A 25,622-nucleotide genomic window follows, 5' to 3' on the forward strand; every position below is an offset into this window, starting at 1 on the left:
GTCATGGCCCTGATCACCACCGAGAACATCACCAAGTCCTTCAACGGTTCCCAGACCGTGCTCCGCGACGTCTCACTGGAGCTGCGCGCAGGCGAAGTGCTCGCGCTGCTGGGAAAGTCCGGTTCGGGCAAGTCCACGTTGCTGCGCACCCTCGCCGGTCTCGTCGAGCCGTCGAGCGGTCGCGTCACCTACCGAGGCCGCGCCATCCACGGCGCGAATCCCGGTGTGGGCATGGTGTTCCAGAACTTCGCGCTGCTCCCGTGGCTGACGGTGCTGGAGAACGTCGAGCTCGGCCTGCGCGCACGGGGGCTGCCGTCGCAGGAGCGCCGCCGTCGCGCCGTGGAGGCGATCGACCTGATCGGCCTCGACGGATTCGAGAACGCCTACCCCAAAGAGCTGTCCGGTGGCATGCGCCAGCGAGTCGGCTTCGCGCGGGCGCTCGTGCTTGAGCCCGACGCGCTGCTGATGGACGAGCCGTTCTCCGCGCTGGACGTGCTCACAGCCGAGAACCTGCGCGGTGAGCTGATGTCGCTGTGGACCTCCGCCCGCTTCCCGACGAAGGCGATCTGCCTTGTGACGCACAACATCGAGGAGGCCGTGGCGATGGCCGACCGGATCGTGGTGCTCGCCGACAACCCAGGGCGGATCGCGCTCGAACTGAGCGTGCCGCTCACGCGCCCGCGCGTTCGCCGCGCCCCCGCCTTCACCACGATCGTCGACCAGATCTACGCCGCGCTCATGGGCCAGGCCGCTGGGGCGGAGCAGGACACCCCATTGCGCCGGCCGCTGCCCCCTGCGACGGTCGGCGGACTCGCAGGTCTGGTGGAACTGCTTGGCGCACAAGGGGGTCGTGCCGATCTGCACTCGCTGGCAGCGGCACTGAGCTTCGAGGTGGACGACCTGCTGCCCCTGGTCGACGCGGCCGCGCTGCTCGGTCTCGCGGAGGTCGCAGGCGCGGAGCTGCTGATCACTTCTGCGGGCGAGGACTGGTTCGACGCGGACATCCCCACGGCCAAGTCGGTCTTCGCGCGCCTGGCCACGGCGAACGCGCCACTGGTGCGGGTGATCGCGGATGCCTTGCGCACCAGTAGGAACGGGCGGTTGCGGGACGAGTTCTTCCTCGACCTGCTCCGCGGCGGGTTCCCGGAGCACGACGCGCTCCGGCAGCTCGCGACGGCGGTCGACTGGGGCCGCTACGGCGAACTGTTCTCCTTCGACGCGGTCGCCCGCGAACTGGTGCTTGAGGAGTGAGTCATGACGATCACGTGGTGGGAGATCGCGCTGCGCCTGGTGTGCGCGGCGTCGCTCGGCGCGCTGGTCGGACTGGAGCGCCAGTGGCGGGCGCGCACGGCTGGCCTGCGCACGAACGCGCTGGTCTGCGTCGGTGCGGCGCTGTTCGAGCTGTTCAGCGTGCTCACGCCGGATGCGGGCAGCACGACGCGGATCGCCTCGTACATCGTCTCCGGTGTCGGTTTCCTGGGCGCGGGAGTGATCATTCGTGACGGCGGGAACCTCCGGGGTATCAACACCGCGGCGACGATCTGGGGAACGGCCGGTATCGGCCTGATGTGCGGCGGAGGTCACTACGCCGTCGCGGTGGCGGGCGCGGTGGTGATCGTTGTCGCCAACGTGGGCCTGCGCCAGCTGGGCCGCATCGTCGACGGCCGCGCCGCCGATCCCGCGTTGGCGGAGACCGACTACGACCTGCGCGCGGTGTGCCGCGACGCCGACGAGGCGCACATCCGCGCCCTGGTCGTGCGGTCGGTGGCCGACGGCGGCTTCGAGCTGCGCGCCCTGACCAGCGCCGATGTCGCGCCGGACCGGGTCGAGGTGACCGCTCGGGTGCTCGGGCGCGGCGCGAACGGCGGAGAGCTGGAGCGGGCGGTGAGCAGGCTGAGCCTGGAACCGGGGATCACCTCGGTGAGCTGGAGACTCGTCACACACTCCACAGAGGACTGATGATCGTTGTCCACAGTGGACGCGGCTGGGAAATTCGCTCGCGGACGGGACTTCGTTACGTTCACAATCGGATTCACGCCTGACCGGATGAAGCGACATCGAAGTCGTTAACGAAGATGTTTGGCGACGCGAGAAGCGGGTATGCCGAAGATCGAACCGGCACCCGACAACGAGAAGACAAGGCAACAGCGATGACCCCCATCGGGACCACGACCACCACGCCGCGCACGACGAGCTTCCTGTTCCGTGCGGTGGTGAGCGCTGTCATCGGCCTTTTCGCCGGTCACACCGACACCCAGGCCCGAGAGCACGCCCACTCCGCCTGACCCTTCCTCGCCATTCGCGGGCTTATGGACCGTTCCGGAGCTCCGAAGACGTCCATAAGCCCGCGAATGGCCGACGGGGTCACGTGCGGAGGGTGGAGAGTATGGCGGTGAAGAGGGCGGTGGTGTTCGGCTCGGACATCGGGGAGCCCGTCACCAGCCAGTGGTAGACCAGCGGTCCGATCAGCAGGTCGCGCATCACCTCCGGGCTCAGGTCCGACCGCAGCACTCCCGCCGCCACCCCGCGCGCGACCAGCTCCGACACCACGCCCAAGCGCGGCGCGAGATAGCGCTCCGCCAGGGCTGAGGCCAGCACGGGGTTCGCCGCCGCTGCCGCGAGCACGCCGACGACCACCCCGCCCACCTCGGAGCCGCCGAGGCCGTTGATGGCCGCTCGCACCGTCTCCGCGATGTCTGCCGCCAGGTCACCCGTGTCCACTGTGGACGCCACGGGGACCGTGGCCGCCAACGCGTCCACCACCAGGTCCTCCTTGGTCGCCCACCGCCGGTAGATCGTCGGTCGGCCGACGCCCGCCCTGGACGCGACCGCCTCGATGGTCAGGCCCGCGAACCCCGTCTCCACCAGCACCGCGAGTGTCGCGGAGATGATCGCCTCCTGTGCCCGCGCGCTGCGCGGACGGCCCCTCGGCTTGCTCTCCACCATGGACGGCTCCCTTCTCCAGAGCTATCTTAATTACATGACGTCACGTAACGAAAATTTGCCCACGTCCGTCACCTGGGGCCTGCTCGCGGCGTGGACGCTGCACGACGCCGAGGAGCTGCTGACCATGGCGAAGTTCTCGCGGGACAACAAGCGCTGGTTGCCCGAGGTCGACCAGGCGCACGTCACCACCGCCATCGGCCTGATGGGCGCGGTGATCGCGACCGCTTCAGCGGCGGGCGCGCGGACCGGCGGGCGGTCAGCGCTGTTCCAGACCGTGCTCACCGGGTTCGGATTGCACTCGCTGACCCACCTCGCGCAGTCCGCGCTGCTGCGCCGCTACACGCCTGGCGTCATCACCGCGCCGCTGATCGTCGCGCCCTTCTCGTTGTGGGCGCTGAAACTGTTGCGGGACAACGGCATTCCGCTGCGCACGCGGGCGAGCTCGTTCCTGTGGTTCCCCGTGGCGCTCGGCAGCGTGCACGGTGCGGCCGCGGTGATCACCAAGGCTGTCAGGGCGTGGCGACGGGGGTGACCTTCCACCGGCCCGATGCGAGGACCGCGGGCAGCCGCAGCGCGCCCTGCCCGCCGTCCGGGCGGACGTAGTCCACGACCACCTGCACGCCGTTGCGGCGCTCCAGGTGCGAGCTGATCAGGTTGGTGTCCACGCTGCCGAAGTTGGCCACGGTCACCTTCGCGACCTCGTCGCCACCCGATTCCAGCGAGACCAGGCGGGCCAGGCGGTCGGCGTCCTGGGCACGCAGCGCGTCCGCGATCTGCGTGGCCAGGACATCGGCCGACGGGGCCCCGTCCTCTGGTCGGCCGGTGATCATCACGAGGATGGTGGTGATCCAGGCGACAGCCATGACAAGGATCCAGACGCGCAGGTTGCGCAGCAGCCGGAGCATGCGGGACCTCCCAACGGGGGACGGTGGGGCGGGGGGACGTTCTACAGCCAGCGGTTGCGCCGGAAGATCCGGTACACGACGACGCAGGCGATCAGCACGACGGTCAGGACCATGGGATAGCCGTAGGCCCACTTCAGTTCCGGCATGTTCTCGAAGTTCATGCCGTAGATCCCGGCGGCCATGGTCGGGATCGAGATGATCGCCACCCACGCCGAGATCTTGCGCATGTCGTTGTTCTGCCGCAGCGTGATCTTGGCGAGCACCGCGTCGATCAGCGTGGTCAGCAGCTCGTCGAAGGCCACAACCCGGTCGTGCACGGTGGTGAGGTGGTCGTCGACGTCCCGGAAGTAGGAGCGCACCTGCTCCGGGACCAGCGGGATGTAGCCCTCCGCCAGCCTGCGCAGCGGGGTGGCCAGCGGGCCGACCGCCCTGCGCAGCTCCATGACCTCGCGTTTCATCAGGTAGATCTGCTCCGGGTCCACGTCGCTGCGCGGGTCGAAGACGGCGACCTCCATCTGGTCGATGTCGTCCTCGACCGCGCTGGTGACTTCGAGGTAGCGGTCAACGACGTGGTCGGCGATCTGGTAGAGCACCGCGGCCGGCCCCAGCGCCAGCTTCTCCGGGTCCTCCTCCAGCAGGTGCCGCAGCGTGGCCAGCCCGGCGTGCTTGCCGTGCCGCACCGTGATCACGTAGTCGCGGCCGACGAAGACCATGATCTCGCCGCTCTCGACGATCTCGTTCGCCGTCTCCGGGGACTCGTGCGCCACGTAGCGGACGGTCTTGAGCACCATGAACAGCATGTCGTCGTAGCGTTCGAGCTTGGGCCGCTGGTGCGCGTGCACCGCGTCCTCGACGGCGAGCTCGTGCAGGCCGAAGGTCTCGGCGATGCTCTGGATCTGCTCCTCGTCCGGCTCGTGCAGGCCGATCCAGACGAAGCCGTTCTGCCGCTTGCGCACCTCCTCGATCGCCGCGATGTGCGTCCAGCGACCGGGCAGGCGCTTGCCGTCCACGTAGATGCCGCAGTCAACGACGTACGCCGAAAGCGGGACCGGAATCGGAGTCATCCCTCGACCGTTTCGAGTTGTGCGGCCCTTGAGGCCGAGCATGGGCAGAGCAGGCATGACGGGCTCCCGAGAGTTCGCGTCGCGAGTGCGTACGAGATGCCGGAGCCTCGCCTGGAAGGCCGCTCCGACTCTGGGGTGCGCGTCCCGGCCTATCCGGTGCGGACGGACCTATCCGAGGGTGGCGGTCCGGCGGCGGGGACGCGAGCCGGTACTGGGAGGCGTGCTGTCTGCACTCATCAGCGTCCCACCTCCTTATGCCGGGGGTCCGATGAACGGTGGAGTCGCTCACAGACCAGTTGTCGAGGGTACCCGTTTGGGGGCAAGACTGTTCCCCGCGGTCACCATGATCCAGCTAACCCGGGAGGACGCTGTGCAGTTCGGGCGCTACTTCGAGGAGTTCGAGGTCGGAGCGGTCTACAAGCACTGGCCGGGCAAGACGGTGACCGAGTACGACGATCACCTGTTCTGCCTGCTCACGATGAACCACCACCCGTTGCACATGGACGCGCACTACGCCGAACAGACCACCGACTTCGGCAAGAACGTCGTTGTCGGCAACTACATCTACTCGCTGCTGCTGGGCATGTCCGTGCCCGACGTCTCCGGCAAGGCGATCGCCAACCTCGAGGTCGAGTCGCTCAAGCACGTCAAGCCGACCTTCCACGGTGACACCATCTACGGCGAGACCGAGGTGCTCGACAAGACGCCGTCGAAGTCGAAAGACGACCGTGGAGTTGTCTATGTCGAGACGCGCGGCTACAAGCAGGACGGCACAGTTGTGTGCGTGTTCCGTCGCAAGGTGATGGTGCCGAAGAAGTCCTACGGGCTCGCGCGCGGTGGCGAGCAGCCCGGTCGCCCCGAGCCGAAGCTCTCGTAGGAGCCCGAGATGACCTCCCAGCTCGACGCCGTTCAACAGCGGTTCCACCGGTTCGCCGAGCGGGAGGCCGCCGGAAACTCCCCGCTCTACGAGCGGTTCGCGCTCGGCGCGGCCGAGGACGCCGAGGTCGCGGGCCTGCTGACCGCGGCGGCCGCCGACTTCGCCGTGCCGACGCTGTTCTTCGCCGCCGCGCAGCGCGCGCTGTTCGCCGAACCGTGGCACCCGCTGACCCGCTACTACCCCTCGGTCGGCGGCAGCGACGGCGTTGACGAGGCGGCGTGGCCGCTGTTCCGCGAGTTCGTGCTCGGGCGGTCGGACAAGATGCGCGAGCTGATCGCCACCCGGACCACCCAGACCAACGAGGTGCGGCGCGCGGCGGTGCTGCACCCGGTGCTCTCGCTCATCGCGGCGCAGGCCGGCAAGACGCCCCTCGGGCTGCTGGAGGTCGGCGCGAGCGCGGGCCTGCTCCTGGGCATGGACCGCTACGGCTACCGGTACCGCATGCCCGACGGCACCGACGTGACCACCGGGCGCAAGAAGGCGCGCCTGGTGCTGGACACCACGGTGCGGCGGGAGCAGGGCAGGGTGCGGTCCAAGGCGCCGGCCTTCGGTGCGAAGGTCGGGTTGGACCGCGCCCCGGTCGACGTGCTCGACGAGGAGCAGCTGAGCTGGCTGGAGGCCTGCGTGTGGCCGGACCAGCCGCGCAGGCTCAGCTTCCTCCGGCTGGCCGCCGACGAGGTCAGGGCCGACCCGCCGACGCTGGTCACCGGCGACGCCGTCGACGACCTGCACGCCGCCGCCGCGCGCATCCCCGTGGAGCTGCCGCTGGTGGTCCTCAACAGCAACGTGCTGGCCTACCTGCCGGAGCAGCGGCGCGTCGAGTACGTCGAGGCGCTGCGGGAGCTGGCCGCCGAACGCGCGCTGTGGTGGGTGGCGCAGGAGTCCTTTGGCGCATGCCTGAAGATGATGCTGCCTGAGCGGATTGACCTCGTCGCCGACGGACCCGCGCATGCGGTCGTCAGCGTGACGCAGTGGGAAAAAGGCAGGTCAGAGCCTCGTCCGCTGGCCAGGAGCGGGATGCACGGACAATGGCTGGAGTGGCTCTAGGCCGGTCGCTTCGCCCTGATCACCGTTGTGGGCGATTCTCGGTGATTTGGGGCACTGCGTCCCACTCGCGAAGCGCCTCGGCGAGGCCCTCGGTGAGCGCCCCGTCCTGATCGAGTGCGGCAAAGATCACACCATTGATCCACGCCGCCGCGGCCGCGTCGTCCCCCGGGCGCAGTCTTCCGCCGACCGCCCGGCAGGAGTAGTCGTAGATCTCGTAGGACACCCGTTCCGTCTTCCGGATGACAGAACCGATCAAGTCGCCGACCGTCACGACCAGCCCCGTCTCCTCGTGGAGCTCCCTGGCCACGGCGACCGCGTCGGTCTCGCCCGGCTCGACCCGGCCGCCGGGTAAAGACCACAGCCCCCGACCGGGGTCGTTCGAACGGCGGATCATCAGGAGTCGGCCCGACGCGTCGAACGTGATTCCCCCGACGCAGCGGATCGAAGTTTCGCGATCGCCAAGCACGAACACGGACAGTAGTCTTGGCGAGGCAGTTGGCGCTGGCGCTCAGCCAAGTGCGGTACAAATCTGCCGAAGCGCGGCGGAGTGCGGTACAACGGTTCCGCAGGCGCCAACAAGGCCGTTAGCGGACGGGGTTGGACAACGTGAACATCAAGAAGATCCTCACCTTTGCTGGCATTGCGCTGGTCCTGTTCCTTGTGTTCACCGCACCGGATCAGGCCGCGGGCGCTGTGAACGGGATTCTGGGCAGACTGCGGGACGCGGCTCAGGCGATCATCACGTTCGTCAGGTCGTTGTTCGTCTGATGACGGCGACAGGGCGGTAGAGACGGTGTTCGCGCCTCGCGATCCAGACGAGTACCTGCTCGAGACCGAGCGGCGGATCATCAGGGTGCGCCGGCACTGGGCCACCCTGCTGTGGGACATCTTCGAGACAGTCGCGTTGCTCGCGGGCGCCGTGATGATCTCGTACCTGCTCCCACCAGGTCAGTGGTTGCTGCAGAACATCCTGTGGTACGCCGCCCTGTTCGTTCTCCTTCGGTTCGCCTACTTCGTCATCGAGTGGTGGGTCGAGCGCATCGTCGTCACGGACAAGCGCTTCATGCTCACCAACGGCGTCTTCACCACGAAGGTGGCGATGATGCCGATCGGCAAGGTCACCGACCTCACCTACGAACGCAGCCTCAACGGCCGCATGTGGGGCTACGGCACGATCGTGGTCGAGTCGGCCGGTCAGATCCAGGCACTGAACAGGATCGAGTACCTGCCCCGGCCAGAAGAGGTCTACGACGCGATCTCCGAGCTGGTCTTCGGTGACAAGAAGGCCCAGGCCGAGCGGTTCTCGATGATGCAGGCCAAGAAGAAGGCCGCACTCAGCAAGCGGGCGACCGGCTAGTCCCGGAGCCCCTCGACACACCGACAACGGCTGGCCACACGGGGTTGGTAGCCAGCCGTGGAGCCCTCCGCCAGGCGCACAGAGGAATCCGCGCCTGGACGGAGGCTCTGTGCTTTTCGGCGCCGTTGGCGCGGTTCGCCGAGGGTGGAGGAGACTCCTTGCGTGCGCATCGACCTCCACACCCACTCCACCGCCTCTGACGGCACCGACTCGCCCGCCGGGCTGGTCGCGGCCGCTGCCGCCGCCGGGCTCGACGTGATCGCGGTGACCGATCACGACACCACCGCGGGCTGGTCCGAGGCGCTGGCCGCGCTGCCGACGCGGATGCGCATGCTGCCCGGCGCCGAGCTGTCGTGCGCTTCGCCGGACGGTCTCGGCGGCACTGTCACCGTGCACCTGCTGGCCTACCTGTTCGACCCCGACTCCGAGCCGCTGGTCGCCGAGCAGTCGCGGCTGCGGCTGGAACGCCGGGCACGGCTGCACCGGATGGCGGCGCGGATGGCGGCCGACGGGTTCCCGGTGGACGCCGACGAGCTGATGGCCGGTCTGCCGCCGGACGCGCCCGCCGGGCGTCCGCACCTGGCCCAGGCACTGATGCGGGCAGGGGTCGTGAGCTCGGTGAACGAGGCGTTCGCGAAGTTCCTCGGCACCGGTGGTTCCTACCTCCTGCCGCGCACCGACACCCCGGTCGAGCGGGCCATCGCGATGATCGCCGAAGCCGGTGGGATCACCGTGCTGGCGCACCCCTTCGCCAGGGCGCGCGGGCCGGTCGTCACGCCGGAGGTGGTCGCCGATCTCGCCGCGCTCGGGCTCTCCGGCGTCGAGGTCGACCACCCCGACCACGACGAACCGACGCGCGCCGAGCTCAGGGACCTGGCCGCCGAGCTCGACCTGGTGATGACCGGGTCCAGCGACTACCACGGCACCAACAAGACGATCCGGCTCGGTCAGGAGACCACCGACCCCGCCCAGTTCGAGGCGCTCGTCGCGCGCGCCAAGCCCGGCTGGTGCCCGGCGTGGGAGGAGCAGGTGTCCCGGTGACATCGCTCCGTGCCGGGTGCGTACCGTTGGGCGGGTGGACGGGCAGCTGGGTCTTGATCTCGAAGGGATGCCGCGCAAGCTGGTGAAGGTCACCCCGGCGAAGCTGGCGACCTGGAGCGGGTGCCCGCGTCGCTACCGGATGACCTACCTCGACCGGCCCGCGCCGAAGCGCGGCGGGCCGTGGGCGAGCAGCACGCTCGGCGCGGTGGTGCACAACGCGTTGAAGGGCTACTTCGACCTGCCGCCGGAGCGGCGCAGCGAGGAGCAGGCCGCCGACCTGGTGCGCAGGTGCTGGAAGAGCGACGGGTTCCGGGACGCCGAGCAGGCCGAGGTCTACCGGGACCGCGCCCGGCAGTGGGTCGCCGACTACGTGCGCGGGCTGCCGCAGGGGTTGGAGCCGATCGGCCTGGAGCGGTGGGTGTCCGCGCCGACCGAGAAGATCGTCGCCGAGGGCCGGGTCGACCGCATCGACCTGCGCGACGGCGAGCTGGTGATCGTGGACTACAAGACCGGCAGGCACGCGCTCGGCGTGGACGACGCCCGCGGTTCGCAGGCGCTGGCGCTCTACGCCATCGCCGCCCGCCGCACGTTGCGCAAGCCGTGCCGCCGGGTCGAGCTGCACCACCTGCCGACCGGCGAGGTCGCGGTGTGGGAGCACAGCGAGGAGTCGCTCGGCAGGCACCTCACCCGCGCCGAGGAGGCGGCGGAGGAGCTGTCGCTGGCCACCGACACCCTCGCCGCTGGCGGGGACCAGGACGTGCTGTTCCCTCCGGTGCCCGGCAGGCAGTGCTCGTGGTGCGACTTCCGCAGGCACTGCGAGGAGGGTCAGCAGGCCGCACCGGAGGTCGAGCCGTGGGCCACCCTGGCGCCATGAGCCCCGCGATCGGCCGCCGCAACTCGCTGCCCCGCAGGCTGCTCAGCGGGCTGGCGGGCTCGCTCGCCGCCGGGGTGGCCCTGCTCGCGCTCGCCATGATCGTCGTGCAGGTCTACGCGACCGCCACCGGCATACCGGGGCCGGGGATCGCCGAGGTGATCGGCCACCTGGTCGTCGCGGCCGTGATGGTCGTGCTGCAGCAGCGGGCCGACCACGAGCCCGGCCGCGTCGGGCTGGCCATGGTGTTCGGGGTGTACGTGATCGCCGGAGCCACCCTGTGGTTCTGGTGGTGGTCCTAGCTCTTCTTCTCCTTCAGCCAGGCCCGCCAGGTCGGCAGCAGCGTGGCCAGCAGCGCATGGGGGTTCTCCACGTTGGGCGAGTGGCCCGCGCCCGCGAGCACCGCGAAGTCCGCGTCCAGCCGCTCGGCCATGTCCCGCTGCGCGCTGACCGGCCACACGTCGTCGCCCTCGCCGCAGACCACCAGGCTCGGCGTGCCCGTCGACTGGAGCACGACGCCGAGCTTCGGCACCAGGTCCGGCTCGTAGCGCAGGCCGTCGGCCATGCCCAGCAGGCCCGCGGGCTTCGAGGCGAGGAACCGCCGCCGGTAGAACTCCTTGAGCCGCTGCGGCACGTGCGCCCAGCCCGGCCTGCGCGCGTCGCGCGCCTCGCGCAGCTCCTGCGCGGCTGCCATGCCCCTCGTGCGCAGGATCGGCTCACCCTCGATGATCGCCTGCCTGCGGTCGCCGTCGGGCAGCTCGCTCGGCCCCGAGCACAGCAGCGTCAGCCCGGCCGTGCGGCCCCCCGCGAGCACCGCGGCCCGCGCGACCAGGCCACCGAAGGAGTGGCCGAGCAGCAGCACCGGCCTGCCGTCCGCGCCGAGGTGCGACATCAGCTCCGCGACGACCTCGCCGAGCGCACCGGGCCGGTAGGCCTCCTCGTCCTCGGGGCCGCCGGACTCGTTGAGGCCGGGCAGGTCGATCGCGACCACCTCGAAACCGGCGTCGGCGATCGGGTCCAGCAGCGGCGCGAAGTCCTCCTTGGAGCCCGGGTAGCCGTGGACCAGCAGCACGACGGCGCCCAGATCCACCGAGGGACCCGGTTTCGACCGCAGCGCGACGACCGGGCCGTAGCCGCTGGGCAGCTCGACCCTGGTGGCGCGATGCGGGCTCAGAGGAGACGGGAACGGCACTGTCACCTGTTGATTCTCTCCCAGATGACGCCCGGAATCACCGCAACGCGACGAGAGTCCCCCCGCGCTGTTCCAAGATCACCGGACCGGCCGTCGCCAGGGTGACGGGTCCCGGCTGCTCCCTTCGGACCGGAACGGAGCCGATCCGCGCGCCGGTGACGGCGTCGAGCACCAGCAGCCCCTCCGGGACCGGGACCACCAGCCGTCCGGAGAACAGCGTCGGCGAACCGACCGCGTTGTCCACGGTCCACTGTGGACGGAGCTCGCCCGAGGACAGCGCCACCAGCTTCGAGCCGGTGAACCAGTACATGTTCGAGCTGCCCTCGACCAGCGGCGTGACCAGGCCGGGCGGGTCGCCCGCGAGGTCGGAGGCGGGGATGTCCAGCGGCTGCTCGGCGACCTGGCCGCCGTTGACGTCGAGGGTGACCAGCCGCGCCGGGTTCGGCAGCGCCACAAGCGCGCGCTCCGCGGTCACCGCGACCAGTCGCGCGCCCCTGCCGTTGAGCACCGAGCTGAACGCGACCTCGGGGGTGTCGTTGTCCTTGGGGTTGGGCTTCTGCACCGTCAGCCGGTCGCCGAGGTCGTCGGGGCAGCGCTCGATCACGCCGAGCCGGTTGCCGCCGATGGCCACCGAGCCGAACTCGCAGTCGGTCCTCGGCTGCTTGTTCGGCTGCACCTCGGCCTCGACCTTGCCGTACTCCAGCGCCTTCACCAGGTCGTAGCGCAGCACCTCCAGCAGCCGCCGCCCGGTCATCACCAGGTGGGTGCCGTCGGTGACCAGCCGGGTGCCCATGCCCGCGTTGCCGTTGCGGGACAGCGTCCGCTTGCCGGTGGAGCCGTCCACCCCGGTGATCTCGCTGCAGTTGCCGCTCTGCGGCCCGTTGCCGCCGGTCCAGCCCTTCTTGGTGTAGACGGCGAACGGCTGGCCCCAGGCGACGCCGACCGTGCACAGCGGCAGGTCGCGGCTGTAGGTCCACTTCTTCTCGCCGGTCAGCGGGTCGCGGCCGGCCATCTCGCCGCCCTCGCCGGTGACGACGGCGGGGCCGGCGACCACCGGGGCGTAGGTGGCAGGGCTCGGCGCCCGCCACACCTCGGCGAAGGACGGGGGCAGCGCGGTGGGCTGCGGCAGCTGCACCATGGGCTCCGCGGTGGTGCGCGAGACGGTCGCGGCCGCGTCACTGGTCTGGTGGACCACCAGCGCCGCGACGACCACCGCGACCACGATCAGCGCCACCGCCACGTAGTCGGACTTGCGGTGGAAGGACCGCGCCGGGACGTTCGGACGCTGTTCGGCGACGGGCTCGGTGGCCACGGCCATGCCGTGCTGGTGCACCGGCTTCGGCCGCGGAGCCGGGTCCGGATCAGGGTCGAAGCCCAGCAGGTCGTCGTCCGCGGGAGGAGCCGAGGGGTGCTGTGGCTGCCGTGGCTCCGGCTCCCGCGCCACCTCGTCCGGGAGGTCCGGCGTCCCGCTCTCGGACGCCGGTGTTCCCGAGGGGACGGGCTCGTGGTCGCGGCTGGTCGGCTGGTCCGGATCGCCGTGCTGCCCAGAGCCCGTCACTCACATCACTCCTCGCCGCTCGCCGCCACGGCCTGCTCGCCGCCGGTCTCCACACCCGCGCGACGCCTGCGCCGACGACGGGCCGGGCGCTCGGTCGCGCTGCTGTCCCCATCTTCCTGGGCGCGCGCCGCGACCGGCTCCTGGCCCCCGTCGGCGGCCGGAGCTCCCTCGGCGGTGGTGCTTCCAGCCCTGGTCCGGCGCCTGCGGCGGCGCGGGGTGGTGGGACGGGTCTCGTCACCGGTGTCCGCGGTGGCAGCCGGGGTCTCGGCGGTGCACGCCTTGGCCTCACCGTTCTCGGTGGCCTCGGCGTCGCCGGAACGGCCGCCCCGGGTGCGCCGCCGGGTGCGCGGCTCGCGCTTGGGCTCCCGCTTGCCGCCCCGGCTCCGGCGCGGCTCCTCGTCCAGCTCCTCGGCCTTGAGCCCCTCGCGGGTGCGCTGGCCCAGCGGCAGCCGGCCGGTCACGTCGGTGGGGATGCCCAGGTCGCCGAAGAGGTGGTCGGAGGTGGAGTAGGTCTCGACCGGCTCCGGCTTGCCCAGCTCGAGCGCGTCGCTGATGGACTTCCAGCGGGGCTCCTCGTCCCAGTCGACCAGGGTGACCGCGACACCGGTGCGCCCGGCGCGGCCGGTGCGGCCGATCCGGTGGACGTAGGTCTTCTCGTCCTCGGGGCACTGGTAGTTGATCACGTGCGTGACGCCCTCGACGTCGATGCCGCGCGCGGCGACGTCGGTGCAGACCAGCACGTCGACCTTGCCGGAGCGGAACGCGCGCAGCGCCTGCTCGCGGGCGCCCTGGCCGAGGTCGCCGTGCACCGGGGCGACGGCGAAGCCGCGCTCGGCGAGGTCGTCGGCGAGCTTCTGCGCGGTGCGCTTGGTGCGGGTGAAGATCATCGTCAGGGAGCGGCCCTCGGCCTGCAGCACCCGGGAGACGACCTCGACCTTGTCCAGCGAGTGCGCGCGGTAGACGAACTGGGCGGTGCGTTCGTGCACCGCGCTGGCGTCCACCTCCTCGGCCCGGATGTGCGTCGGCTGGCTGAGGAAGGTCCTGGCCAGCGTGATGATCGGGCCCGGCATGGTTGCCGAGAACAGCATGGTCTGGCGCTTGTCCGGCACCATCCGCAGCACGCGCTCGATGTCGGGCAGGAAGCCCAGGTCCAGCATCTCGTCGGCCTCGTCGAGCACCAGCGTGCGGACCTTGCCCAGCACCAGGTGGCGCTGCTCGGCCAGGTCCAGCAGCCGGCCGGGGGTGCCGATCACCACGTCGACGCCCTTGCGCAGCGCGGCGATCTGCGGCTCGTACGGCCGGCCGCCGTAGACGGGCAGCACGCGCGCGCCGAGGTACTTGCCCGCGTCCTTGAGGTCGGCGGTGACCTGGAGGCACAGCTCACGGGTCGGCACGACCACGAGCACCTGCGGGGTGCCGTCGCCGGGCAGCTGCAGGCGCTGCAGCGCGGGCACGCCGAAGCCCAGCGTCTTGCCGGTGCCGGTGCGGGCCTGTCCGATGACGTCCTCGCCGGCGAGGGCCAGCGGCAGCGTCAGCTTCTGGATCGCGAAGGTCCGCTCGATGCCCGCCTCGCCGAGCGCCTTGACGATCTTCTCGTGCACGCCGAGCTCGGTGAAGGTGGGGGAGTCCTCGGTGACGGTGGCCGCTGCCCGGAGCGGGTGGGCCTCCTGGAGCTCCTCGGCCACGATGGCGTCGACGGAGTCCTCGGTGGTTTCGGTGTTGCTGCTGACGGTCAGAGTGATCGCCTCTCTCGTACCTTGCGCGTACGCCATGGAACGGCGCTCAACCGCGGTGTGGGGTCCGCTGGGGCGGACCTCCCGCGCGGGAGGGCTTTGACGAGGCGATACGCGCGCCCTGTCGCGGTGGCGGTCCGTTCCGCCATCGCAGCGCCGACGCGGCCCGGAGAGCGGGCGATGGGCTCATCACCAGCGGCTTCACTCGAGCAGTCGTCGTACGTCTGGGTCGGGAGTCTACCTGGGAAACCGCAAACGACCAGCGCTGTGAGCACTCCGTTAGGACGTGTCTCACGCTCCGCCGTCCCCGCTCAGCCATCCGGGTGTGACCGGAACTGCCCGATACGCTCATCGGCATGACCGAGGCGGACCTGCAGAAACCGGACACCGAGCCGCTTGAGCCCGGCGTCGTCGACCTCATCGGCGTGCTGGCCTACGGCGAGCTGTCGGCCTTCGACCGGATGGCCGAGGACGCGCGCAGCGCGCCGACGCTGGCCGGGCGCGCCGCGCTGGCCGGGATGGCGGGTGCCGAGATGGGGCACTACCGGCAGCTGGAGCTCTTCCTCGCGGCGCGCGGCCTGCGCATCGAGGAGGTCATGGCGCCGTTCCAGGCCCCGCTGGACGCCTTCCACGCGTCCACCGCCCCGCGCTCCTGGCTGGAGTCGCTGGTCAAGGCCTACGTCGGGGACGGGCTGGCCGCGGACTTCTACCGCGAGATCGCCGAGTGGCTGGACCCGGCCACCAGGCAGCTGGTGCTCGACGTGCTCGCCGACACCGGGCACTCCGCCTTCGCCGAGCGCGAGGTCCTCGCGGCGTGCGAGGCCGACCGCAAGGTCCGCGACCGGCTCGCGCTGTGGGGCCGCCGCCTGCTCGGCGAGGCCGTGACCCAGGCACAGCACGTCACCGCCGAGCGCGACGGGCTGGCCGAGCTGATCATTCGCGGCACCGGCGACCTGTCCGGCATCGGCGCGCTGATCCGCAGGCTGCAGAACAACCACGGCCAGCGGATGAACGCGCTCGGCCTCGGCTGAGACGCGCTTCACGTTCGCCCTCGGCGCAAGCGGGTGGTGGCGCGTGGCCCCCGCGCTCGGCTGGACTAGCCTGGCGCCTGTTTCCCATCGGACTTTTTCGCACCCGGAGGTCGGCGTGGAGGTCAAGATCGGCGTCGAGTACAGCCCGCGTGAGCTGGTTATCTCAAGCGCGTTGTCTCAGGACGAGGTCGAGGAGCTGGTCGCCGACTCGCTTCGCAAGGACGGCGGGGTGCTCTCCCTGACCGATGACAAGGGCAAGCGCTTCATCATCCCGGCGAGCAAGGTGTCCTACGTCGAGATCGGCGCGACCGACACCCGTCGCGTCGGCTTCGCCGTCTCCTAGGTCCTCGTTCCCGCTGAAGGCCCGCCGCCCCGCCCGGGACGGCGGGCCTTCACGTTGAGCTGAATCCTGGGCTGTTCGGGCGATGCCGATGTGACAATCCGCCCCATGACCGCACCTCCTGGTCCTGGATGGCAGGGGCAGCCCGGCCCGCAGGGGCCCTACCAGCCCCGACCTCCCCAGCCGTACGCGCACCCGTACGCGCAGCAGTACCCGCCGCAGCAGCCGCAGCCACGACCGCGACGGGGGCGAACGGCCCTGATCGTGTCGTTGGTGGTCGTGCTCGTGGCCGGTCTCGGCATTGGTGGCTGGGCGCTGTTCGGCGGAGGCGGATCGGAGAAGCCCGGCGCTTCGCAGGCCGAGGGCGGCAAGCGCAAGGAGCTGACGGAGGCCGACGTCGCCACGACGGACCCGAAGAAGCTCCTCGACGACACGATCATGGCGCAGCTGACCCAGCCCGTGCTGCACACCCGGATCGACTCGATCGTGCTCAGCCGGATCGGGCCATACCTGGCCGGGCAGCCCTACGAAGGCAAGATCGTCGAGGGCGGGTTCGACTACAAGCAGCGCAAGATGAACTTCTTCGATGACTGGAACGCCTGCGTCGACGGTGCCAAGCGCCGGGTCCGCTACGACGGCGCCATCGCCGAGGCCGGGCCGTGCGACCCCATCAAGGCGGTGGAGATGGGCGGCAAGGTCGGCAACGGCCTGATCCCCGGCGGGATGAACGAGACGCAGGCGCAGGCCTTCCTGGCGTACCTGCACGAGTCGGAGGGCTTCCTCAAGCCGGGCAAGCCCACGATGGTCTCCCGGGAGGGCAAGCAGTACGTCCGCTTCCCCGTGGCGTTCAACGTGATCGAAACCTCACAAGGACCGGCTGGGTCGCAGGTCTTGATCTGGGCGTTCCAGCAGACGAAGCTGTCCTTCGACGACCACCCCTACTTCCCCATGGGGAACACCGGCGGCACGACCGAGATGGTGTTCTACCTGGACCCGAAGACCCTGCTGCCCACGTACTCCGAGCAGTTGTCGTACGACCCGGCGGATGACCCGACCGGAGCGGAGGGGTCCGCCCGGCGGGTGGAGTACCTGTGGGACGGCAAGCTCCCGGTGCCGGAGACGAGCCAGCTCGGCAAGCCGAAGGCGCCGTCCTGGCCCGCTGAGCGGCTCAAGCCGGGACAGCTGAAGTGACGCCGACCGCCCCGGTTCGCCGGGGCGGTCAGTCCTCGTCCGGGAGGTTTTCCAGGACCTCGAACGGTGGGCGGCCCAGACCGGTGATGCGGAAGCGGCCCCAGGGGTCCTGGTCGGACAGGGCGCCCTCGGCCTCGCCGTGCGGGGTCCGGAGCACGACCGCGCGGCGGTGCTTCTCCGCGGCCTCGCTGACCCTGTCGTTCGCCGCCAGCCTGCCGTACCAGTGGTAGCGGCCGTCGATGGGTTCGAAGTGGCCGGACAGGCGCACCTCGACCTCGGTCTCGCCGTCCTTGGTGACGAGGGTCGCCGGGCCGTCGTAGCCGTCCTCGTCGTGGTCGTGTTCCTCGTGCGTCGCCGCCGTCGCCTCACTGGACACCGGTACCTCCAGCCTCGCCCCTGATCACGGTCAACTGCGTCGCCTCTTTCGGCATCAGCTCATCCAGCGGCAGGTCGGGGTCCAGCTCGATCCCGCCCGCCCGCGCCGCGCCGTCGATGGCGTGCCAGACGATCTGCGCCAGGTAGTCCCGCAGGTTCTCCCGGCTCATCGACTGCCGCTCAAGCCACCATTCCCCGGCCTTCTCCACCGCCCCGACCAGCGCGAACGCGTACGGTTCCGCCGCGCCGGAGTCCAGCTGCAGCAGCCGCATGTACACGCCGAGCAGCCGGGCCAGCTTGGTCGCGATCATGTCCTCGGTCGCGGTGGCCGGGTCCTGGTCCAGCGGCCGGTCCGCGAAACCGCCGCGGATCATGAAGCGGTACAGCTCCGGCTGTTCCTCGATGGTGCTCAGGTACGCGTCGAGGGCCCGGTGGATGACGTCGTTGATCGACCCGAGCTCCTCCAGCGCCGGGACCAGGCGCTCGGTCAGGATCTCCGTCGCGCGCTGGCCGACCGCGACGTAGAGGTCGGCTTTGTCGGAGAAGTGCCGGTACAGCACGGGTTTGGTGACCCCGGCCGCCGCGGCGATCTCGTCCATGCCCACGTCGGGCCCGTGTTCGCGCAGTGCGCTGATGGTGGCCTCGACGAACTCCGCCCTGCGCGCGCTGCGGTGCTCCTTCCAGCGCTCCCGCCTGGCGTCGGGTCCTCCGCGTTTGCCCTTGACAGATCCGGCCATGACAGGGGACGTTACCACTAGTAGCTGTTACTTGTGGTTACAGAATCCGAAGGAGTTCGCGGCATGGCGGTTGCTCCCTCTCCCCTCGCCGGGCGCCGGGTGCTGGTCACCGGGGCGGCCGGGGCGTTCGGCAGTGCCACGCTGGCCGCGCTGCGGGTGCGCGGCGCCGAGGTGCTCGGCCTGGACGTCAGCGCCGCCGAAGGCGTGCTGAGCTGCGATCTCACCGACGACGACGCCACCGAGGTGGCCGTTGCCCACGCGGTGGAACGGCTCGGTGGACTGGACGCGGTGGTGCACTACGCGGGCATCGGTCTGCCGGTCGACAGCGGTGACGCGCCTGGCGACAAGGTGCGTCGGACGTTCGAGGTCAACCTGCTCGGAGCCTGGCGGGTCACGGCGGCGGCCCTGCCCGCCCTGCTGGAGAGCCGGTCCGAGGGGTACCGGCCGCGCCTGGTGTTCACGGCGTCGGGCCTTGCGTACGTCACGGCGCCCTTCGCCAGCGCGTACAGCGTGTCCAAGCGGGCACTGGCCGCCTACGCGGACTCCGTCCGCGTCGAGTACGGCTCGGCAGTGGCCGTGACCACGGTCTACCCGGGCTACGTGCGCACGCCGATCCACCGCGAGAGCCAGGCCGCGGGGACCGCCCTTGAGGGAAAGGTGCCCGCGGAGCGGCTTGAGGATGTGATCACCACGGCGGTGCGGGTGCTGGAGTCCCGCAGGCCGCCGAGGGACGTCGGCACCACCCGCCTCGGCGGGGCCGCCACCAAGCTCGCCAGGGCGTTGCCCGCGCTGGTCGACCGCGTCGTGCTGGCGAGGCACGGCCGGGACCTGCGGCGCGGGGAGTACGACGCCGTGGCGCTGGCACAACGAATGATCCGGACCACCGATCGGGAGAAGGTGACCAAGCGATGAGCCGTGCACTACAGGTCGCGGACCGGGAGAAGACGGCCGAGCGGCTGCTGAACTCCTCGGCGAAGAACTCCTACGACCCCAACCTCGACATCGACTGGGAGGCGCCGCTGGTCGAAGGCGCCTACTTCTCCCCGCCGGAGCGGGTCTCGCTCTACGGCACGGAGCTGTGGGACCAGCTCTCCGAGGAGCAGCGGATCGAGCTGTCCAAGCACGAGGTCGCCAGCGTCGCCAGCAACGGCATCTGGTTCGAGATGATCCTGATGCAGCTGCTGATCAGGCACACCTACAGCATGGACCCGACCAGCAGGCACGTGCAGTACGCGCTGACCGAGATCGCCGACGAGTGCCGCCACTCGATCATGTTCGCCAGGGCGGTCGAGCGGCTCGGCTGCCCGGCGTACGGGCCGCAGCGCACCCCGCACTTCCTCGGCAGGATCCTCAAGACGATCGGCTGGGGCCCGTCGATGTTCGCGGGCATCCTCATCGCCGAGGAGATCCTGGACCGCATCCAGCGCGAGTCCATGGCCGACGAGAACGTGCAGCCGCTGGTGCGGATGATCAACCGCATCCACGTGCTTGAGGAGGCGCGGCACGTCCGCTACGCCCGCGAGGAGATCGTGCGCGGGATGAAGAACCTGTCCAAGGCCGAGCGAGCGGTGCACCGCTACCAGGCGGGCGCGATGGCCTACTACGTCTCGCGCACGCTGATCAATCCCGAGGTCTACCGCGCGGTGGGGATCGATCCGAAGGCCGGCCGCAAGGCCGCGCTGTCGAACCCGCACCACCAGGAGACGATGAAGTGGTCCGCGGAGCGCCTGGTGCCCTTCGTCGACGAGGTCGGGCTGCTGGGCGCGCCGGGGATGCGGTTGTGGCGCAAGTCGTTCTTCATCGGGAAGTAGCGGAGGGGCGGATGCGGACCTTCACCACCAGCGACGGCACGCGGCTGGTCATCGAGGAGACAGGGGACCCGGACGCGCCGGTCACGGTCCTGCTGCTGCACGCGTGGACGCTGAGCAGGCGCACGTGGGCGCGCGTCGCGGCGCTGCTGCCCGAGGAGGTCGGCGAGCCGGTGCGGGTGCTGCGCTACGACCACCGCGGCCACGGCGACTCCGCCGGGCCGGAGCGCGGAAGCACGACGATCGCGCACCTGGCCGACGACCTCGCGGAGGTGCTGACCGAGGTCGTGCCGACCGGGCCCGTGGTGCTCGCGGGGCACTCCATCGGCGGCATGACGATCATGGCGCTGGCGGAGCGGCATCCCGAGCTGTTCGCGGCGCGGGTGGCGGGGGTGGGGTTCGTGAACACCTCCAGCGGTGACCTGGGCAAGGAAGCGCCGGGGGTGCCGGCCCCGGTCGCGCGGGCCATGGTGAAGGCGCAGCTGGTGCACGGGCGGCTGCTGGAGCGGCGGGGGATGACCAAGCTCGGCCCGCCCACCCTGCTGCGGCCGTACCTGCGGTGGCTGCTGTTCGGCGTCGGCTACGACCGCGCGCACCTGCGGGAGACCGCGGAGATCATCGCGACCTCCCATCCGTTGACCCTGCACGGGTTCCTCAGCGACGTGCTGGTCCACAACCGCGCGAAGGCGCTCACCGCGCTCAGCTCGGTGCCGGTGGTGGTGCTCGCGGGCGGACGGGACCGGCTCACCCCGCCGAAGCACTCGCGGGTGATCGCCGACCAGCTGCCGCGCGCGGAGCTGGTGATCTATCCGGGGGCCGGGCACATGGTGCCGGTGGAGCGCAGCAGGGAAGCGGCCCGGCACCTCGCGCGGATGGCGCGCGCCGCCGTGCCCGTCGGCTAGCGCCTGTCCTGCAAGGCGTCCCGATGCCCCGAGGCGGCGCCGCCCTCGCACCCGCGTGCGCGCATGGGCCAGCTGGCGTGGCCGGGGTTTCGCGTTTTGTCACCTTATTGCGCAAAAGAGCGCTCTCATTTCGCATTAAGGCTACAAAACGCGAAATGAGGGGGATGCGGGTGAGGGCGCCAGGGGGTGGTGAGGTGGTTTTGCCACTCGCAGGACACGACCTGGGGGAGACAGCACGACGGCCGGTCAGAATGCGCGCTGACCGGCCGTTTGTGCTTGTCGTTCCTACTGTGCTCCGTGCTGCATCGGGTAACCGCCGCCGATGCCCTTCCAGGCCAGCGTCGCGATCAGCGAGATCGCCTCCTGCTTCGGCACCGCGCGGTTGGCGTCCAGCCAGAACCGCGCGGTCACCTGGCTCAGGCCGACCAGGCCCATCGCCAGCAGCCGCGCCCGGTCCTCGTCGAGGCCGACGTCGGCCGTGACCGCTCCGACGATCGCGTCGACGCAGGTGGTCGTCGCCCGGTCCACCGCGTCCTGGACGGCGGGCTCGCGCCGCAGGTCGGACTCGAAGACCAGCCGGAACGCCTGCCCCTCGCCGTCGACGAAGTCGAAGTAGGCGGCGACCGCCGCGTGCACCCTGAGCTTGTTGTCCGTTGTGGACTCGATGGCCTCGCGCACCCGGCGGACCAGCTCGTCGGTGTGCGTCTCCAGCAGCGCCAGGTAGAGCTCCAGCTTGCCCGGGAAGTGCTGGTAGAGCACGGGCTTGCTGACTCCGGCGCGCTCGGCGATCTCGTCCATGGCCGCGGCGTGGTAGCCGTTGGCCACGAACACGTCCTGCGCCGCTGTGAGCAACTGCGCCCGGCGGGCCGTTCGTGGCAGCCGAACGCCACGCGCCACCTGCTCGTTGCCCTGCTGCGCCGTCTCCGTCATACCGCCTCCAGCCGTGCTTCTGCCGTGCCGCCGGGTTTCGCCGACCCGCACGGTGGCCATGACCTTACTCGCTGGTAGTCGGATGTCATCGCCTTCACGCCAGCCGATCCACAGGACGGGACGCGCTCGCCGGGGCATGCTGGAGCGATGAGCCGGACAGCCGAGCGCGCGCCGTTGACCAGGATTCCCCTGTCCCGGGCCGAGCTGCCCGCCCTCGACCTGACCCAGGCGTGGTGGCCTGGCGGGTTCGTGACCTCCGGCGGGGTCCGGCTGCACGTCAGGCGGACGCCGGGGCCGGAGAGCGGCGGCGACGGCACCACGGCCTTCTACATCCACGGGCTCGGCGGTTCGGCGACGAACTGGACGGACCTGGCCGCGCTGCTGGGCAGCCGGTTCCCCGGCATCGCCATCGATCTCCCCGGTTTTGGGCTGACCGAGCCGGGGCCGGACCACGACTACGACCTCACCTCCGTGGTTCCGATGATCATCAAGTTCCTCGACGGGCTCGACCTCGGACCCGTGCACCTGTTCGGCAACTCCCTCGGCGGTGCGATCGCGCTGCGCATCGCGGCGCTGCGGCCGGACCTGGTACGCACGCTCACCCTGGTCTCGCCCGCCATGCCGGACCTGCGGCCGGACCCGCGCCGGGTCTCCGACCCGCGCTACCTCCTGATGAACCTGCCGCTGATCGGGCCGCGGCTGCGTCGCCAGGCCGGCGTGGTGACCGCGCGGATGCGCGCGGAGCGGCTCGCCAAGCTCGTCATGGCCAGCACCGAGGACATCCCCGAGGACCGATGGGCCCTCGCGGAGCAGGAGTACCACGAACGAGCTGGCCAGCACTGGGCCTCCGACGCGCTGGACCGCACCGCCTACGGGCTGATCCGGTCCTGGCTCGCGCCGCCGCACCGGTCGGTCTGGCGCACCGTGCTGCCCAAGGTGGACAAGCCCGCCCTGGTCGTCTGGGGCACCGAGGACCGGTTGGTCACCGTGCGCAAGGCGCCCCGGACCGCGCGCCTGCTGCCGCGCGGGCGGCTGCTCGTCCTGCCGAGGACCGGGCACGTCGCGCAGATGGAGCGGCCGAGAACCGTGGCCAGGGCCTTCCTCGGGATGCTCGAAGCGGTCGACGCCCACGAATGGTGAACGCGGAGGGTCGCGCACGCGGACCCAACATCGTCTGTGGCAATCTGGATCGGTGACCCGAACGGAGCACGGATCGCGCGGAACGCTCGACAACGAAGGTTCCGCCCGGTCGTCGTCCCCGCGTGACGGTCGGCCGCGCCAGTCGCAGCAGGTCCGCAGGGAGCGCCGCAGCCAGTTCGAGCCGCTGGCCGCCTCCTGGGACCCGCACGCGGAACGGCGCGAGGAACGGCGCGAGAAGAAGCAGAAGAAGACCGGGGTCGCCGGTGCCATCGCCACCTACGGCTGGCGGGTCTACGCCCTGCCGATCCTGGTGGTGCTGACCGTGCTGGCCTTCGTCGACTTCGGCTCCGCGCCGCTGGACAACCATCAGGCGGCGGGCGGTTCGCAGGCCTCGGAGGACGGCGAACCGCCGGAGCAGCTGGAGCCGGTGGTCGCGGAGGCGCCACCCGGCAAGATCGACCTGAACATCCCGTCGGCCGTGCTGCCCAAGGGCGACCCGTACACCGAGAACGGGCCGAACACGTTCACCGTCGTCCGGGGTTCCGGCCCCGTGGTGGGCACCGGCGGTCAGCTGTACCGCTACACGATCGAGGTGGAGAACGGCATCGACCTCGCCAAGATCGGTGGCGAGGACGCGTTCGCCAGGACCGTTGACGGCATCCTCGGCAGCGAGAAGAGCTGGACGAAGCCGGGCAAGATCAGGCTCCAGCGGGTGGACACCACCACCCCCAAGCCGGACTTCCGCATCAGCCTGACCACGCCGGGGACCGCTCGCAGGCCCGACGTGTGCAACTACACCATCCAGTACGAGGCGTCCTGCTGGAACCGCGACAAGGAGCGCGTCTACATCAACCTCGCGCGGTGGGTCAGGGGCGCGGCGGCCTACGGCACCGAACTGGGCCTGTACCGCACGTACGCCATCAACCACGAGGTCGGGCACGTGTTCCGCAACCCGCACAGGGGCTGCGCGGCGGAGGGCGATCTCGCCCCGGTGATGATGCAGCAGTCCTTCGGCGTCTCCAACGACTACGTCGCCCAGCTCAACCAGGCGGACCCGGGCAACAAGAACGCGGTCAAGGCGGACGGGAAGACGTGCAAGACGAACCCCTGGCCCTGGCCCTTCCCGTAGCTCCCACTTCCCAGCTCCCATTTGCTGGGATGCCTGGTCCACGTGGAAGAACGCGTGTAAGACGGGCGTTGACACGCGCAGGGACGTTTTCAGTGCCCACGTGGCGAGGAGGAACACCCATGTCGACGCTGCCACCGCTGGTGGAGCCAGCCGCGGAGCTGACCAAGGAAGAGGTCGCCCGCTACAGCCGCCACCTGATCATCCCCGACGTCGGGGTGGACGGTCAGAAGCGGCTGAAGAACGCCAAGGTGCTGGTGGTCGGCGCGGGCGGGCTCGGTAGCCCGGCGTTGCTGTACCTGGCCGCCGCCGGTGTCGGCACGCTCGGCATCGTCGAGTTCGACACGGTCGACGAGTCCAACCTGCAGCGGCAGGTCATCCACGGCCAGTCCGACCTGGGGCGGCCCAAGGCGGAGTCGGCCCGCGACTCCATCGCCGAGGTCAACCCGTTCGTCAAGGTCAACCTGCACCAGGTGCGCCTGGAAGCGGACAACGTGCTCGACGTCTTCCGCGACTACGACCTGATCCTGGACGGCACCGACAACTTCGCCACCCGCTACCTGGTCAACGACGCCTGCGTGCTGCTCGGCAAGCCGTACGTGTGGGGCTCGATCTTCCGCTTCGAGGGCCAGGCCAGCGTGTACTGGGCCACCCCGCCCGGCGGCGTCGAGGGCGTGCAGTACCGCGACCTCTACCCGGAGGCCCCGCCGCCCGGCATGGTCCCCTCCTGCGCGGAGGGCGGTGTGCTCGGCGTGCTGTGCGCCTCCATCGGCTCGATCATGGTCACCGAGGCGGTCAAGCTCATCACCGGGATCGGCGAGACGCTGCTCGGCAGGCTGATGGTCTACGACGCGCTGGAGATGACCTACCGGACGATCCGCATCCGCAAGGACCCGAACGCCGAGCCGGTCACCGAGCTGATCGACTACGAGGCGTTCTGCGGCGTCGTCTCGGACGCGGCCCAGAACGCGGCGGCCGGGCGCACCATCACCCCGCGCGAGCTCAAGGAGAAGTTCGACCGCGACGAGGACTTCGTGCTGGTCGACGTCCGCGAGCCGCACGAGTACGAGATCGTCAAGATCCCCGGCTCGGTGCTGATCCCCAAGGACCGCATCCTCTCCGGCGAGGCGTTCGGCGAGCTGCCGCAGGACAAGCCGATCGTGCTGCACTGCAAGTCCGGCGCGCGTTCGGCCGAGGCGCTGGCCGCGCTGCACCGCGCGGGCTTCGGCGACGCCGTGCACGTCGGCGGCGGGGTGCTGGGCTGGGCGCGCGACATCGACCCCAGCCTGCCGACCTACTGATCACTCGCAGTGCGGTGAAGGGCGCTGGTTAAGCCAAAAGCGCCCTTCACCACACCGTGGTGATCCCGCGTTCTGTCGGTGGGTCGGGGT

30 protein-coding genes are annotated in these 25,622 nt (G+C 70.5%); 20 read left to right on the top strand and 10 right to left on the bottom strand.

The genetic code is table 11. From position 1 onward, the window contains the following. The first annotated feature begins 3 nt into the window (after positions 1-3). The 3 genes from ACFFQA_RS25840 to ACFFQA_RS25850 all read left to right on the top strand — a co-directional run bounded on the left by ACFFQA_RS25840 (position 4) and on the right by ACFFQA_RS25850 (position 2,285). The gene (locus ACFFQA_RS25840; RefSeq protein WP_377857368.1) at positions 4-1,251 is read left to right on the top strand and encodes an ABC transporter ATP-binding protein; all 1,248 of its coding nucleotides are present in this window, start codon (positions 4-6) and stop codon (positions 1,249-1,251) included. A gap of 3 nt (positions 1,252-1,254) precedes the next feature. After that, positions 1,255-1,959 (top strand): MgtC/SapB family protein, encoded by a 705-nt coding sequence (locus ACFFQA_RS25845; RefSeq protein ID WP_377857371.1) that lies wholly within the window; start codon positions 1,255-1,257, stop codon positions 1,957-1,959. A 191-nt stretch (positions 1,960-2,150) separates the two neighbouring features. Beyond that, positions 2,151-2,285, top strand: a complete 135-nt coding sequence (locus ACFFQA_RS25850; protein ID WP_377857374.1) for a hypothetical protein — start codon at positions 2,151-2,153, stop codon at positions 2,283-2,285. A gap of 79 nt (positions 2,286-2,364) precedes the next feature. Here ACFFQA_RS25850 and ACFFQA_RS25855 read toward each other — a convergent pair whose 3' ends face one another. After that, complete coding sequence (locus ACFFQA_RS25855; RefSeq protein ID WP_377857377.1) at positions 2,365-2,946, bottom strand: TetR/AcrR family transcriptional regulator; 582 nt, start codon at positions 2,944-2,946, stop codon at positions 2,365-2,367. A 34-nt stretch (positions 2,947-2,980) separates the two neighbouring features. Between ACFFQA_RS25855 and ACFFQA_RS25860 the strand changes: the two genes are divergently transcribed. Next, positions 2,981-3,478 carry an HXXEE domain-containing protein gene (locus ACFFQA_RS25860; protein WP_377857380.1) on the top strand — a complete coding sequence of 166 codons (498 nt, stop codon included), beginning with the start codon at positions 2,981-2,983 and terminating at the stop codon, positions 3,476-3,478. Here the strand turns inward: ACFFQA_RS25860 and ACFFQA_RS25865 are convergent. Beyond that, a complete protein-coding gene (locus ACFFQA_RS25865) occupies positions 3,456-3,851 on the bottom strand; it encodes a hypothetical protein (protein ID WP_377857383.1) in 396 nt (131 codons plus the stop codon). The genes ACFFQA_RS25860 and ACFFQA_RS25865 overlap by 23 nt on opposite strands. 41 nt (positions 3,852-3,892) lie before the next feature. Next, positions 3,893-4,972, bottom strand: a complete 1,080-nt coding sequence (gene corA, locus ACFFQA_RS25870; RefSeq protein WP_377857386.1) for a magnesium/cobalt transporter CorA — start codon at positions 4,970-4,972, stop codon at positions 3,893-3,895. Between the two features lie 286 nt (positions 4,973-5,258). On the opposite strand from corA, the gene ACFFQA_RS25875 reads away from it, so the two are divergent. Next, positions 5,259-5,792 (top strand): MaoC family dehydratase, encoded by a 534-nt coding sequence (locus ACFFQA_RS25875; RefSeq protein ID WP_377857389.1) that lies wholly within the window; start codon positions 5,259-5,261, stop codon positions 5,790-5,792. A 9-nt stretch (positions 5,793-5,801) separates the two neighbouring features. Beyond that, entirely contained in the window at positions 5,802-6,899 is a 1,098-nt protein-coding gene (locus ACFFQA_RS25880; protein ID WP_377857391.1) for a DUF2332 domain-containing protein, read from the top strand. 19 nt (positions 6,900-6,918) lie between these two features. On the opposite strand, the gene ACFFQA_RS25885 is transcribed toward ACFFQA_RS25880, so the two are convergent. Beyond that, positions 6,919-7,365 (bottom strand): NUDIX hydrolase, encoded by a 447-nt coding sequence (locus tag ACFFQA_RS25885; RefSeq protein WP_377857709.1) that lies wholly within the window; start codon positions 7,363-7,365, stop codon positions 6,919-6,921. A 140-nt stretch (positions 7,366-7,505) separates the two neighbouring features. On the opposite strand from ACFFQA_RS25885, the gene ACFFQA_RS25890 reads away from it, so the two are divergent. From ACFFQA_RS25890 to ACFFQA_RS25910, 5 genes are all read left to right on the top strand, one after another. Further along, the gene (locus ACFFQA_RS25890) at positions 7,506-7,667 is read left to right on the top strand and encodes a hypothetical protein (protein ID WP_086826783.1); all 162 of its coding nucleotides are present in this window, start codon (positions 7,506-7,508) and stop codon (positions 7,665-7,667) included. Between the two features lie 25 nt (positions 7,668-7,692). Beyond that, positions 7,693-8,256: a PH domain-containing protein gene (locus tag ACFFQA_RS25895; protein ID WP_377857395.1), complete on the top strand. Its 564-nt coding sequence runs from the start codon at positions 7,693-7,695 to the stop codon at positions 8,254-8,256. Positions 8,257-8,418: 162 nt separating this feature from the next. Next, complete coding sequence (locus tag ACFFQA_RS25900; RefSeq protein WP_377857398.1) at positions 8,419-9,297, top strand: PHP domain-containing protein; 879 nt, start codon at positions 8,419-8,421, stop codon at positions 9,295-9,297. A 34-nt stretch (positions 9,298-9,331) separates the two neighbouring features. Further along, positions 9,332-10,171, top strand: a complete 840-nt coding sequence (locus ACFFQA_RS25905; protein ID WP_377857399.1) for a RecB family exonuclease — start codon at positions 9,332-9,334, stop codon at positions 10,169-10,171. Further along, a complete protein-coding gene (locus ACFFQA_RS25910) occupies positions 10,168-10,470 on the top strand; it encodes a hypothetical protein (protein WP_377857401.1) in 303 nt (100 codons plus the stop codon). Before ACFFQA_RS25905 ends, ACFFQA_RS25910 begins: the two co-directional genes overlap by 4 nt. Here the strand turns inward: ACFFQA_RS25910 and ACFFQA_RS25915 are convergent. Genes ACFFQA_RS25915 through ACFFQA_RS25925 form a run of 3 tightly spaced genes read right to left on the bottom strand, consistent with a single transcriptional unit; the run spans position 10,467 to position 14,690 of the window. Continuing rightward, positions 10,467-11,366: an alpha/beta fold hydrolase gene (locus ACFFQA_RS25915; protein WP_377857404.1), complete on the bottom strand. Its 900-nt coding sequence runs from the start codon at positions 11,364-11,366 to the stop codon at positions 10,467-10,469. The genes ACFFQA_RS25910 and ACFFQA_RS25915 overlap by 4 nt on opposite strands. Positions 11,367-11,397: 31 nt before the next feature. Continuing rightward, entirely contained in the window at positions 11,398-12,918 is a 1,521-nt protein-coding gene (locus ACFFQA_RS25920) for an Rv3212 family protein (protein WP_377857407.1), read from the bottom strand. 5 nt (positions 12,919-12,923) lie between these two features. Beyond that, positions 12,924-14,690 carry a DEAD/DEAH box helicase gene (locus tag ACFFQA_RS25925; protein ID WP_377857409.1) on the bottom strand — a complete coding sequence of 589 codons (1,767 nt, stop codon included), beginning with the start codon at positions 14,688-14,690 and terminating at the stop codon, positions 12,924-12,926. A gap of 317 nt (positions 14,691-15,007) precedes the next feature. Here ACFFQA_RS25925 and ACFFQA_RS25930 point away from each other — a divergent pair, with 317 nt between their 5' ends. From ACFFQA_RS25930 to ACFFQA_RS25940, 3 genes are all read left to right on the top strand, one after another. Continuing rightward, on the top strand, positions 15,008-15,682 hold the full coding sequence (locus ACFFQA_RS25930; protein ID WP_377857412.1) for a ferritin-like fold-containing protein: 675 nt from the start codon (positions 15,008-15,010) through the stop codon (positions 15,680-15,682). 115 nt (positions 15,683-15,797) lie between these two features. Then, positions 15,798-16,025, top strand: coding sequence for a DUF3107 domain-containing protein (locus ACFFQA_RS25935; protein ID WP_377857415.1), 228 nt, complete (start codon positions 15,798-15,800; stop codon positions 16,023-16,025). A 105-nt stretch (positions 16,026-16,130) separates the two neighbouring features. Continuing rightward, entirely contained in the window at positions 16,131-17,213 is a 1,083-nt protein-coding gene (locus ACFFQA_RS25940) for a hypothetical protein (RefSeq protein WP_377857418.1), read from the top strand. Between the two features lie 28 nt (positions 17,214-17,241). Here the strand turns inward: ACFFQA_RS25940 and ACFFQA_RS25945 are convergent, their stop codons facing one another. Together ACFFQA_RS25945 and ACFFQA_RS25950 are read right to left on the bottom strand one after the other, a co-directional pair. Beyond that, the gene (locus tag ACFFQA_RS25945) at positions 17,242-17,589 is read right to left on the bottom strand and encodes a DUF4873 domain-containing protein (protein ID WP_377857420.1); all 348 of its coding nucleotides are present in this window, start codon (positions 17,587-17,589) and stop codon (positions 17,242-17,244) included. Further along, a complete protein-coding gene (locus tag ACFFQA_RS25950; RefSeq protein ID WP_377857422.1) occupies positions 17,579-18,325 on the bottom strand; it encodes a TetR/AcrR family transcriptional regulator in 747 nt (248 codons plus the stop codon). The genes ACFFQA_RS25945 and ACFFQA_RS25950 overlap by 11 nt, the downstream gene beginning before the upstream one ends. Before the next feature lie 63 nt (positions 18,326-18,388). On the opposite strand from ACFFQA_RS25950, the gene ACFFQA_RS25955 reads away from it, so the two are divergent. From ACFFQA_RS25955 to ACFFQA_RS25965, 3 genes are read left to right on the top strand one after another with little or no spacing between them, the layout of a single operon-like run. After that, positions 18,389-19,237 (top strand): SDR family NAD(P)-dependent oxidoreductase, encoded by an 849-nt coding sequence (locus ACFFQA_RS25955; protein ID WP_377857425.1) that lies wholly within the window; start codon positions 18,389-18,391, stop codon positions 19,235-19,237. Next, entirely contained in the window at positions 19,234-20,136 is a 903-nt protein-coding gene (locus ACFFQA_RS25960; RefSeq protein ID WP_377857428.1) for an AurF N-oxygenase family protein, read from the top strand. Before ACFFQA_RS25955 ends, ACFFQA_RS25960 begins: the two co-directional genes overlap by 4 nt. Positions 20,137-20,147: 11 nt before the next feature. Beyond that, positions 20,148-21,035 (top strand): alpha/beta fold hydrolase, encoded by an 888-nt coding sequence (locus ACFFQA_RS25965; protein ID WP_377857431.1) that lies wholly within the window; start codon positions 20,148-20,150, stop codon positions 21,033-21,035. A 285-nt stretch (positions 21,036-21,320) separates the two neighbouring features. Here ACFFQA_RS25965 and ACFFQA_RS25970 read toward each other — a convergent pair whose 3' ends face one another. Next, positions 21,321-21,965 (bottom strand): TetR/AcrR family transcriptional regulator, encoded by a 645-nt coding sequence (locus ACFFQA_RS25970; RefSeq protein ID WP_377857433.1) that lies wholly within the window; start codon positions 21,963-21,965, stop codon positions 21,321-21,323. A 147-nt stretch (positions 21,966-22,112) separates the two neighbouring features. Here ACFFQA_RS25970 and ACFFQA_RS25975 point away from each other — a divergent pair, with 147 nt between their 5' ends. The 3 genes from ACFFQA_RS25975 (at position 22,113) to moeZ (ending at position 25,532) form a co-directional block, all read left to right on the top strand. Then, a complete protein-coding gene (locus ACFFQA_RS25975; RefSeq protein ID WP_377857436.1) occupies positions 22,113-23,105 on the top strand; it encodes an alpha/beta fold hydrolase in 993 nt (330 codons plus the stop codon). A 52-nt stretch (positions 23,106-23,157) separates the two neighbouring features. Next, positions 23,158-24,234 carry a DUF3152 domain-containing protein gene (locus ACFFQA_RS25980; protein WP_377857439.1) on the top strand — a complete coding sequence of 359 codons (1,077 nt, stop codon included), beginning with the start codon at positions 23,158-23,160 and terminating at the stop codon, positions 24,232-24,234. A gap of 119 nt (positions 24,235-24,353) precedes the next feature. Continuing rightward, the gene (moeZ, locus tag ACFFQA_RS25985) at positions 24,354-25,532 is read left to right on the top strand and encodes an adenylyltransferase/sulfurtransferase MoeZ (protein WP_377857442.1); all 1,179 of its coding nucleotides are present in this window, start codon (positions 24,354-24,356) and stop codon (positions 25,530-25,532) included. Positions 25,533-25,622: the final 90 nt, after the last annotated feature.

Origin of the sequence: Allokutzneria oryzae, from assembly GCF_042429765.1 — a bacterium.
Lineage (GTDB): Bacteria > Actinomycetota > Actinomycetes > Mycobacteriales > Pseudonocardiaceae > Allokutzneria > Allokutzneria oryzae.

Bases quoted from the DNA above. Each gene is read 5' to 3' on its own strand.
- ACFFQA_RS25840 (WP_377857368.1), top strand. From the start codon at position 4: ATGGCCCTGATCACCACCGAGAACATCACCAAGTCCTTCAACGGTTCC.
- ACFFQA_RS25845 (WP_377857371.1), top strand. From the start codon at position 1,255: ATGACGATCACGTGGTGGGAGATCGCGCTGCGCCTGGTGTGCGCGGCG.
- ACFFQA_RS25850 (WP_377857374.1), top strand. From the start codon at position 2,151: ATGACCCCCATCGGGACCACGACCACCACGCCGCGCACGACGAGCTTC.
- ACFFQA_RS25855 (WP_377857377.1), bottom strand. From the start codon at position 2,946: ATGGTGGAGAGCAAGCCGAGGGGCCGTCCGCGCAGCGCGCGGGCACAG.
- ACFFQA_RS25860 (WP_377857380.1), top strand. From the start codon at position 2,981: ATGACGTCACGTAACGAAAATTTGCCCACGTCCGTCACCTGGGGCCTG.
- ACFFQA_RS25865 (WP_377857383.1), bottom strand. From the start codon at position 3,851: ATGCTCCGGCTGCTGCGCAACCTGCGCGTCTGGATCCTTGTCATGGCT.
- corA (WP_377857386.1), bottom strand. From the start codon at position 4,972: ATGCCTGCTCTGCCCATGCTCGGCCTCAAGGGCCGCACAACTCGAAAC.
- ACFFQA_RS25875 (WP_377857389.1), top strand. From the start codon at position 5,259: ATGATCCAGCTAACCCGGGAGGACGCTGTGCAGTTCGGGCGCTACTTC.
- ACFFQA_RS25880 (WP_377857391.1), top strand. From the start codon at position 5,802: ATGACCTCCCAGCTCGACGCCGTTCAACAGCGGTTCCACCGGTTCGCC.
- ACFFQA_RS25910 (WP_377857401.1), top strand. From the start codon at position 10,168: ATGAGCCCCGCGATCGGCCGCCGCAACTCGCTGCCCCGCAGGCTGCTC.
- ACFFQA_RS25925 (WP_377857409.1), bottom strand. From the start codon at position 14,690: ATGGCGTACGCGCAAGGTACGAGAGAGGCGATCACTCTGACCGTCAGC.
- ACFFQA_RS25930 (WP_377857412.1), top strand. From the start codon at position 15,008: ATGACCGAGGCGGACCTGCAGAAACCGGACACCGAGCCGCTTGAGCCC.
- ACFFQA_RS25940 (WP_377857418.1), top strand. From the start codon at position 16,131: ATGACCGCACCTCCTGGTCCTGGATGGCAGGGGCAGCCCGGCCCGCAG.
- ACFFQA_RS25950 (WP_377857422.1), bottom strand. From the start codon at position 18,325: ATGGCCGGATCTGTCAAGGGCAAACGCGGAGGACCCGACGCCAGGCGG.
- ACFFQA_RS25955 (WP_377857425.1), top strand. From the start codon at position 18,389: ATGGCGGTTGCTCCCTCTCCCCTCGCCGGGCGCCGGGTGCTGGTCACC.
- ACFFQA_RS25960 (WP_377857428.1), top strand. From the start codon at position 19,234: ATGAGCCGTGCACTACAGGTCGCGGACCGGGAGAAGACGGCCGAGCGG.
- ACFFQA_RS25965 (WP_377857431.1), top strand. From the start codon at position 20,148: ATGCGGACCTTCACCACCAGCGACGGCACGCGGCTGGTCATCGAGGAG.
- ACFFQA_RS25970 (WP_377857433.1), bottom strand. From the start codon at position 21,965: ATGACGGAGACGGCGCAGCAGGGCAACGAGCAGGTGGCGCGTGGCGTT.
- ACFFQA_RS25975 (WP_377857436.1), top strand. From the start codon at position 22,113: ATGAGCCGGACAGCCGAGCGCGCGCCGTTGACCAGGATTCCCCTGTCC.
- moeZ (WP_377857442.1), top strand. From the start codon at position 24,354: ATGTCGACGCTGCCACCGCTGGTGGAGCCAGCCGCGGAGCTGACCAAG.